9 protein-coding genes are annotated in these 8,663 nt (G+C 60.9%); all 9 read left to right on the top strand.

Going from position 1 to position 8,663, the window contains the following annotated elements; translation table 11 throughout:
• A partial coding sequence (locus H6B10_RS10065) for a hypothetical protein (protein WP_204651484.1) occupies positions 1-607 on the top strand: 607 nt, incomplete at its 5' end.
• A complete protein-coding gene (locus tag H6B10_RS10070) occupies positions 604-2,529 on the top strand; it encodes a lysylphosphatidylglycerol synthase transmembrane domain-containing protein (protein ID WP_204651485.1) in 1,926 nt (641 codons plus the stop codon). The genes H6B10_RS10065 and H6B10_RS10070, both read left to right, overlap by 4 nt.
• Positions 2,530-2,545: 16 nt before the next feature.
• A complete protein-coding gene (locus tag H6B10_RS10075; RefSeq protein ID WP_204651486.1) occupies positions 2,546-3,103 on the top strand; it encodes an HAD family hydrolase in 558 nt (185 codons plus the stop codon).
• Between the two features lie 99 nt (positions 3,104-3,202).
• The gene (locus H6B10_RS10080; protein WP_204651487.1) at positions 3,203-3,913 is read left to right on the top strand and encodes a gamma-glutamyl-gamma-aminobutyrate hydrolase family protein; all 711 of its coding nucleotides are present in this window, start codon (positions 3,203-3,205) and stop codon (positions 3,911-3,913) included.
• Positions 3,914-4,014: 101 nt separating this feature from the next.
• Positions 4,015-4,218 carry a hypothetical protein gene (locus H6B10_RS10085; RefSeq protein ID WP_204651488.1) on the top strand — a complete coding sequence of 68 codons (204 nt, stop codon included), beginning with the start codon at positions 4,015-4,017 and terminating at the stop codon, positions 4,216-4,218.
• Positions 4,219-4,353: 135 nt separating this feature from the next.
• Complete coding sequence (locus tag H6B10_RS10090; RefSeq protein WP_204651489.1) at positions 4,354-5,187, top strand: MYG1 family protein; 834 nt, start codon at positions 4,354-4,356, stop codon at positions 5,185-5,187.
• Positions 5,184-6,083, top strand: coding sequence for a GNAT family N-acetyltransferase (locus H6B10_RS10095; protein ID WP_204651490.1), 900 nt, complete (start codon positions 5,184-5,186; stop codon positions 6,081-6,083). Before H6B10_RS10090 ends, H6B10_RS10095 begins: the two co-directional genes overlap by 4 nt.
• 258 nt (positions 6,084-6,341) lie before the next feature.
• On the top strand, positions 6,342-7,580 hold the full coding sequence (locus tag H6B10_RS10100) for an argininosuccinate synthase (protein WP_204651491.1): 1,239 nt from the start codon (positions 6,342-6,344) through the stop codon (positions 7,578-7,580).
• Positions 7,581-7,669: 89 nt separating this feature from the next.
• On the top strand, positions 7,670-8,663 hold a 994-nt coding region (gene argH, locus H6B10_RS10105; RefSeq protein ID WP_204651492.1), incomplete at its 3' end, for an argininosuccinate lyase.

Below are 8,663 nucleotides of genomic sequence, written 5' to 3' on the forward strand. Positions count from 1 at the left end.
ACTGCGCAGTGCCGTCAGCCGGGATACCACCTACCTGACCGAGGAGGACTGGGATGCCTGCAAAAAAGGCATTGTACAGCTGGCGCTGAAATATCCCGGGTCCCTGCTGCGGGAACGGCTGGGCGTGTTCCGGGGGACCGTGGAACAGCGCGAGACCGAATCCAACCAGAAACTGGTTTTTGCGGCCACGGTACTGCTCTATACGGCGGAACCGGAAAGCTGGGATGAATCCCAGGCAGACTTTTTCCAGAACAGCGCGGCGGTGATGCCGCTGAACCGGCAGCTGCGGGAAGACTTTATCATGGCGCTGTCGTACAGCACCGACTTTTTGGGCGGCGCGCTGAATGTCACCTGGCTGATGGTGCCTTCCTTTGTACTGTTGCTGGTGGCGGTTCTGGTATCGCTGGTGCGCCGCCGGTGGATGCTCTACTTTGCGGCGGGGGCGCTGTTTGTGCGGATTCCGCTGGTGTTCCTCACCGCACCCGACACCTATTTTATGTATTATCTGGCGCCGTTCATGGCGGGGTATGCCGTGGCGGCTGCCGGGCTGCTGTACGGCATTCTGTGGCAAAAAAAGAAAAAAGAGGAAAGAGGAAACCTGCAATGACGCTGGCATTTTTGTTGCTTGCCATGGTGCTGGTCCTGGCCGGGCATGCCTTCCGCCTGCTGCGGTGGGAACAGTTTGTCCGCATTTATGAGCGTCCGCGGCGCGGCATCATGCTGCGCGGCCTGGCGGGGGGGTATGCCATCAATACCGTGCTGCCCCTGCACCTGGGCGATGTGTTCCGGGCGGTCTTTGTGGGCCGCCGGATGAAATCCGGCATTGGCTTTGCACTGGCCACCGTCATTATGGACCGGTTTCTGGACGTCTGGTTTGTGGCGGTGGGCTTCGGTGTTTTTGCCCTTATGGGGGTGGGCGGTGCGGCCGCCCATGCGGCGGCACGGTACTACCTGCTGTTCGCGGTGCTGCTGGCGGTGGCGCTGGTGGTGGTGGTTGCCCTGCGGGACGGCATCAAGCGGATCTGCCTGGCGGTGTGCGGCCTTTTTAACGAAACCCTCAAACTGGACGGCATGGTATTTTGCTGGAGCCTGATCAATACCTTCAAGGATCTGCGGCGGATCAATCTGCTGCGGCTGGCCGCCAATACGGTCCTGATGTGGGCTGCCTACCTGGGGTCTTATGCGGCCCTGGCGGCAGCCATGACCTCCGCCGGCCGCCCCATGGACCTTGTGGAGGTATTCAGCCTGCTCTTTGGCCAGACGGCGGGGGACCTGCGGGTCCTTCTGCCTGGCGGTGTGCTGGAAGGCGCGCCCGCAGCGGCCTACGGTGTGCTGCTGGGTTGGTTCCTGGTGCCGCTGGCGGTCATGTGGCTGGCTACTTTGCTGCCTGCGCAGGTGCGCGGCGTGGTCAACCAGGCCACGGCGGCGGCCCCGGCAGGGGAAAGTTACCTCAACCTGCTGCCCCAGGCGGACCCCCAGGACCGGGCGGCCTTCCTCAGCCAGTATTTCGGCCTGCAGAACAAAGCCTGGGTAGATCGCTTTTTGCAGATGAACCAGGACATCACCATCCTGCAGGATTACTCGGCCGGGTCCAACGCCACCACCATGCTCTGCATGGACAAAAACCGCACCTTCTACCGCAAATATGCCTTTGGCGCGGACGGCGAAAAACTGGCCGAACAGCTCCACTGGCTGCGTGCCCAGCAGGACCGGCTGCCTTTGTGCGAGATCCTGCGCACCGGCGAGGAAGCGGGCTGCTGCTGGTATGATATGACCTACGACCCCCAGGCGGTGGGCATGTTCCGGTACCTCCACTCCAACCCGGTGGAAAAAAGCGCCGCGGTGCTGCACCAGGTACTGGATACCCTGGAGGAAAAACTCTACCGCCCCACGGCGGTGGCGGCCGACCCCGAAAAAATCGAACAGTATATTGCCAAAAAGGTGGACGGCAACCTGCAAAAACTGCATGAGGCCCGCACCCTGCATGAACTGATGGCGGCCCCTACCCTGTGGATCAACGGCAAGGAGTACAAAAACCTGAACCAGCTGGGCTGGCTGTTTGCCCACGAACGGCTGCGGGAACTTTTTGCCGCTGACCCGGTGGGCACCATCCACGGGGACCTGACCATTGAGAACATCATCTGCCGTACCGACGACAAGGGCTGGTATCTTATCGACCCCAATACCGGCAATCTGCACGAAAGTCCCTTCCTGGATTATGGCAAACTGCTGCAAAGCCTGCACGGCGGCTACGAATTTATGATGATGACGCCCCGGGTCACGGTGCAGGGCAATCATATCGATTTTGCCCTGACCCGCTCGGCTGCCTACGACGCCCTGTTTGCCGACCTGATGGCCGATCTGGAACGGCGGTATCCGGACCAGGTGGACAGTATCCTCATGCACGAGGTCGTTCACTGGCTGCGGCTGATGCCTTACAAACTTTCCCGCGACCGCAAACGCGCACCGATGTTCTACGCCGGGCTGGTGATGGTGGCCAACGACGCCGCCGACCATGCCCGCCGCTGAAAGGAGAAATTCCCTTATGTTGATCTGCGTCGATCTGGACGGTACCCTGCTGGACACCGTGCCTGCCAACGGGGCGTCCTACCGTGCCGCCCTGGAGGAGATGGGCTTTACCGTCACCGACGAATACTATGCACAGCACTGCAACGGCGGCTATTACAAGGATTTTCTCCGCCCGCTGATGGGCGGCGACCCCACCCCGGCCGATGTGGAACGGGTACACGACCGCAAAAAGGAACTGTACGGCGATTTCCTGGACTCGGTACGGCCCAACCGGGCGCTGTTTGAGCTGCTGCAGAATATGCGGGCCGCCGGGCACCGGCTGGCCTGTGTGACCACCGGCAGCCGCCGCAATGCCACCGAAGTGCTGACCCATTTTGGCTGTGTGTGCTGGTTTGACCTGATCCTGACCAGCGAGGACGTGACCAAAAGCAAGCCTGACCCGGAAGGCTACCTCAAGGCCATGGCGCATTTTGGTGTGACTCCCGCCGAGACCATGATCTTTGAGGATTCCGGCCCGGGACTGGCAGCAGCCATGGCCAGCGGTGCCGCGGTCTTTAAGGTAGAAAAATTTTGACGCTTGACGAACGCGCCCCGACGCGTTACAATGTCAACCATAACAAGGCGAAGGTGCCCTTTGGGACATCTTCGCCTTTTTTCACGGGAGGATGCAACGATGGAAACTACAAAGCGCCCGCTGATCGGGCTTGTTCCGCTGGTGGATTATCAGCGCGCCAGCTATTGGATGCTGCCCGGCTATATGCAGGGCATTGAGCAGGCGGGCGGTGTGCCGGTCATGCTGCCCCTGACCGATGATGCACAGGCTCTGGCCCGGGTGGCGGCAGTCTGCGACGGATTTCTGCTCACCGGCGGGCAGGATGTGACCCCGTCGGTCTACGGTGCCGAACAAACCGCCCTTTGCGGCGAGACCAGCCCCCAGCGGGATGCCATGGAGCAACAGCTGCTGGCTCTGGCCCGGGCGCAGGATAAGCCGGTGTTGGGCATCTGCCGGGGCATCCAGTTCCTCAATGCGGCGCTGGGCGGCACCCTCTGGCAGGACCTGCCGGTGGATTACCCTTCCGAGGTCAACCACCACCAGACCGGCGCCTACGAAGCCCCCATTCATACGGTGCGGCTGCTGCCGGGTACCCCGCTGGCGGATCTGCTGGGCAAGGATGTGCTGCCCGTCAACAGTTACCATCACCAGGCCATCCACACACTGGCCCCGGGGCTTGTGGCCATGGCAACCGCACCGGACGGCATTGTGGAGGCTGTGTACGAGCCGGGCAAACGGTTTGTATGGGCGGTGCAGTGGCACCCGGAATTTTCCTGGAAGGTCAACGAGGACAGCCGTAAAATCTTTGCGGCCTTTGTGGGGGCCTGTTGACCGATTCTTTACGCAAAAATGACTGAAATACGATGGATTTCGCGCAGGGACGGCGGTATACTAAAGACAACATCCTGTTTTACATAAGGGAGGTAACGCCTATGCTGCCCTGTCAGAAAACCTGCCCCCACTACTGTGAGGGCTGCCACAAGACCTGCACCGCCTGGCGCACTTTACAGCAGCGCCAACAGGAGGACCGGCAGCGCAAAAAGGAGTATCTGCGCCGCGCCAATGAGGCCTGCCGCCAGATGCTGCATATCTATTGGCAGGCAGGCGGCTATATGGGCCCCCAGATGGGCCACTGAAACTTTGCCCGCCGGACGGTGGACTGCATGGGGAGATGCGGTCCGCCGCTTTTTTTCTGCCCGTGGTGTGCAGCGCCGGGCCGGATGTGGTATAATGGCAAAAACGCAATTACCCACCATCAGGAGAATAATGTTATGAAAATACCCGCAAACGGCTTTACCCACGGCGGCAAATTCCATGCCGACGATGTATTTTCCACGGCGCTGCTGCAGATCGTGCGCCCCGATATCAAGATCACCCGCGGCTTTACGGTGCCCGATGACTTTGAGGGCATCGTCTATGATGTGGGCGGTGGTATGTTCGACCACCACTCCGAACCCCGGGAGACCCGCCCCAACGGCGTGCCGTACGCGGCTCTCGGCCTTCTGTGGCGGGTGCTGGGTGCCCAGCTGGTAGGGGAACATCAGGCCCGCCTGCTGGACGAAAACTTCATCCAGCCCCTGGATCTGAACGACAACACCGGGGAACAGAACTCCCTGGCCGATGCCATCGGCAGCTTCAATCCCCTGTGGGATTCCAAGGATGACCCCGACGAATGTTTCTGGCGGGCGGTGCCGGTGGCCAAAACCATTCTGGAAAACGAGATCGCCGCGGCCAACGCCGTGAACCGCGCCGACGAAACGGTGCGCCGGGCCTATGCCAATATGCGGGACGGCATCGTGGTGCTGCCTGCCTATATGCCCTGGAAGAACGGCCTGTATAAAACTGATGCGCTCTTTGTGGTGTATCCCAGCCAGCGGGGCGGGTACAGCGCCCAGTGCGTCAACGACCACCGCACCAAGCGCAGCAAACTGCCTTTCCCGCCGGCCTGGGCTGGCAAGCCGGAAGAGCAGCTGCGCCAGATCAGCGGTCTGGGGCTGCGGTTTTGCCACCCCAGCCGGTTCCTGATCACCGCTGACGACAAGGCCACTGCCATCGAAGCCTGCCGCCGCACCCTGCGGGCCGCGGGCCGCCCGGTGAGCGAATGAGTACCGCCGGATTCGGTCCCGCCCCCAGCCTGGCCGCCGACCGGCAGCCATACACATCGGCCTGGGTCTACCTGCTGCGCTGCGCCGACGGCAGCCTGTATGCGGGCTGGACCAATGACCTGGCCCACCGCCTGCGTGCCCACCGCACGGGGGCAGGGGGGGCCAAATACACCAAAAGCCATGGCAAGGCTGCTGTGCAGCTGGCCTACGCCGAGCGCTGCGCCGATAAATCCGCGGCCCTGAAACGGGAGGCGGCGCTGAAAAAGCTGCCCAAGGCCGAAAAAGAAGCCCTGGCGGCGGACTGGGCCGCCCGCAGCCGCCTGACGGTACGGATGGCTACCCCCGACGATGCTGCCGATGTGGTAACCCTTTATAATTGGTACGTTACTCACGGTACCCAGACCTTCCAGTATGAGCTTTCCACCGAGGAAGAGTACCGGCAGAATATTGCCGATGTGCTGGAAAAAGCCCCCTTCCTGGTGGCTTACACAGCCGACGGACGGCTGGCGGGCTATGCCTGCGCCCACCCCTGGCACACCCGGCGGGCCTTTGCCTGGGATGTGGAAACCACCGTCTACTGTGCGCCCGATGTGTTGGGGCAGGGCACCGGCCGCAAACTGTACAGGGCGCTGCTGGAACTGCTGCGCCGGCAGGGCTATCATAACGCCTTTGCCCTGGTCACCCGGCCCAATCCCCAGAGCGATGCCTTCCACAAGGCACTGGGCTTCACCCGTTACGGTGTGGAAAAAAACAGCGGTTACAAGTTCGGCCGCTGGCTGGACCTGGGGTACTGGGCCTGCCCGCTGAACCCGCCCGCCGACCCGCCTGCGCCGGTGCGCCGGCAACTGCCCGGGGGCGAGGTGGATGCGGTGTTGGAACAGGTCAACAGTGTATAAACCCGCAAAGCTGAAAAAATACGATGACCCGTTGGAGTTTTGCAAGAAAAACTGAATATTCATGCATTAAACCGCATAAGGGACAAAAAACGCTGTGCATCTTGCTTAAAAAGCAGCAATACGTGGAAAATCCTTTGTGCGGTTTTCCACTTGCCTTTTGCAGAAAAAGTTGTATAATATACATCAATGAATGAATAAATATTCAGCGACGGCAAGCAACCGAATCCCCGGCGCTGGCACAACAGGAGAGGGAACATCATGAAAAAGAACAAAGCGGACATCAAGAAAGTCGTATTGGCTTACTCCGGCGGCCTGGATACCTCCATCATCATCCCCTGGCTGAAGGAAAACTACAACAACTGCGAAGTCATCGCCGTTTCCGGCGACGTGGGCCAGGGCACCGAGCTGGACGGCCTGGAAGAAAAGGCCATCAAGACCGGCGCTTCCAAGCTGTACGTGCTGGACCTGAAAAAGGACTATGTGGAAAACTACATCTGGCCCTGCCTGAAAGCCGATGCCAAGTATGAGGACTACCTGCTGGGCACCTCCCACGCACGTCCCTGCATCGCCAAGGCACTGGCCGATATCGCCAAGCAGGAAGGCGCCGACGCCATCTGCCACGGCTGCACCGGCAAGGGCAACGACCAGGTCCGTTTTGAACTGACCCTCAAGGCTATGGCCCCCGATATGGCCATCATCGCTCCCTGGCGTGAGTGGAACATCAAGAGCCGTGACGAGGAGATCGACTACGCCGAGGCCCACAACATCCCCCTGAAGATCAACCGGGAGACCAACTACTCCAAGGATAAGAACCTCTGGCACCTGAGCCATGAGGGCCTGGACCTGGAGCAGCCTTCTCTGGAACCCCAGTACAATAAAGAGGGCTTCCTGGAACTGGGCGTCAGCCCCGAACAGGCGCCCGACACCCCGACCTATGTGAAGATCCACTTCGAAAAGGGCATCCCCACCGCTGTCAACGATCAGGAGATGGACGGTGTGGCCCTCATCGAATACCTGAACAAGGTGGGCGGCGAAAACGGCATCGGCCTGCTGGACATTGTGGAAAACCGGCTGGTGGGCATGAAGAGCCGCGGTGTCTACGAGACTCCCGGCGGTGCCATCCTGTACAAGGCCCACAATGTGCTGGAAACCATCACCCTGGACAAGGAGTCCTTCCACTTCAAGGAGATCATCGCCCAGAAGATGGGTGACCTTGTCTACAATGGCCAGTGGTTCACCCCCCTGCGGGAGGCCATCTCCGCCTTCACCGACGATCTGCAGAAGACCGTTACCGGTGATGTGACCCTCAAGCTGTACAAGGGCAACATGATCAACGCCGGCGTCACCAGCCCCTACACCCTCTACGATGAGCAGACCGCTTCCTTCGGCGAGGATGAGGACTACAACCAGGCCGATGCCAGCGGCTTCATCAACCTGTTTGGCCTGCCCATTGCCGAGCGCGCCAAGCTGGCCAAGAACTGGCCCACCCAGGACTAATCTGAATTTTTGACCCCATTCCGTACCGCCGTGGGCGGGCTGTATGCCCACGGCGGATTTTGTTATTACCACCCTTAAGGAGGGCACTTATGGCACAACTGTGGCAGGGCCGCGCCAGCAAGGCCGTCGACAGCCGCGTCAATGACTTTAACTCCTCCATCCGTTTTGACGCACGGATGATCGAGCAGGATATCCAGGGCAGCATGGTCCATTCCGCCATGCTGGGCCGCCAGGGCATCATTTCCGCCCGGGATGTGGAGGATATCCACAAAGGTCTGCAGGGGATTTTGGAGGATCTGCACAGCGGCGCGCTGGAAATTGACCCCGCTGCCGAGGATGTGCATACCTTCGTGGAACAGACCCTCACCGCCCGGGTGGGGGATGCGGGCAAGCGGCTGCACACCGGCCGCAGCCGCAACGACCAGGTGGCTTTGGACCTGCGGCTGAACCTGCGGGAAGCCTCCCGCCATCTGCAGGGCCAGATCAAGGAACTGATCGAGACCCTCTGCACCCAGGCGGAAAAAAGCGCCGGGTACGTCATGCCCGGTTACACCCATCTGCAGCGTGCCCAGCCGGTGACCTTCGGCCACCAGCTGATGGCCTACGCCTGGATGCTGCTGCGGGACCTGGGGCGTCTGCAGGACGCTACCGGCCGTATGGATGCCGAGTGCCCCCTGGGGTCCGGCGCGCTGGCGGGCACCACCTACCCGCTGGACCGTTTCTACACCGCAAAGGAACTGGGCTTTGACGCCCCCTGCGCCAACTCCATCGACGGCGTGTCCGACCGGGATTTCTGCATTGAACTGTGCGCGGCCCTCTCCACCTGCATGATGCATCTTTCCCGCCTGTCGGAGGAGATCATCCTCTGGTGCAGCTGGGAGTTCAAGTTCATTGAACTGGACGACGCCTTCACCACCGGCTCCTCCATCATGCCCCAGAAGAAAAACCCCGACGTCACCGAACTGATCCGCGGCAAGACCGGCCGGGTCTACGGCGATTTGAACACCCTGCTGGTGATGATGAAGGGCATCCCCCTGGCCTACGACAAGGACATGCAGGAGGACAAGGAGGCCATCTTCGACG

The sequence above is a fragment of the Gemmiger formicilis genome, assembly GCF_016901605.1.
GTDB lineage: Bacteria > Bacillota > Clostridia > Oscillospirales > Ruminococcaceae > Gemmiger > Gemmiger formicilis_B.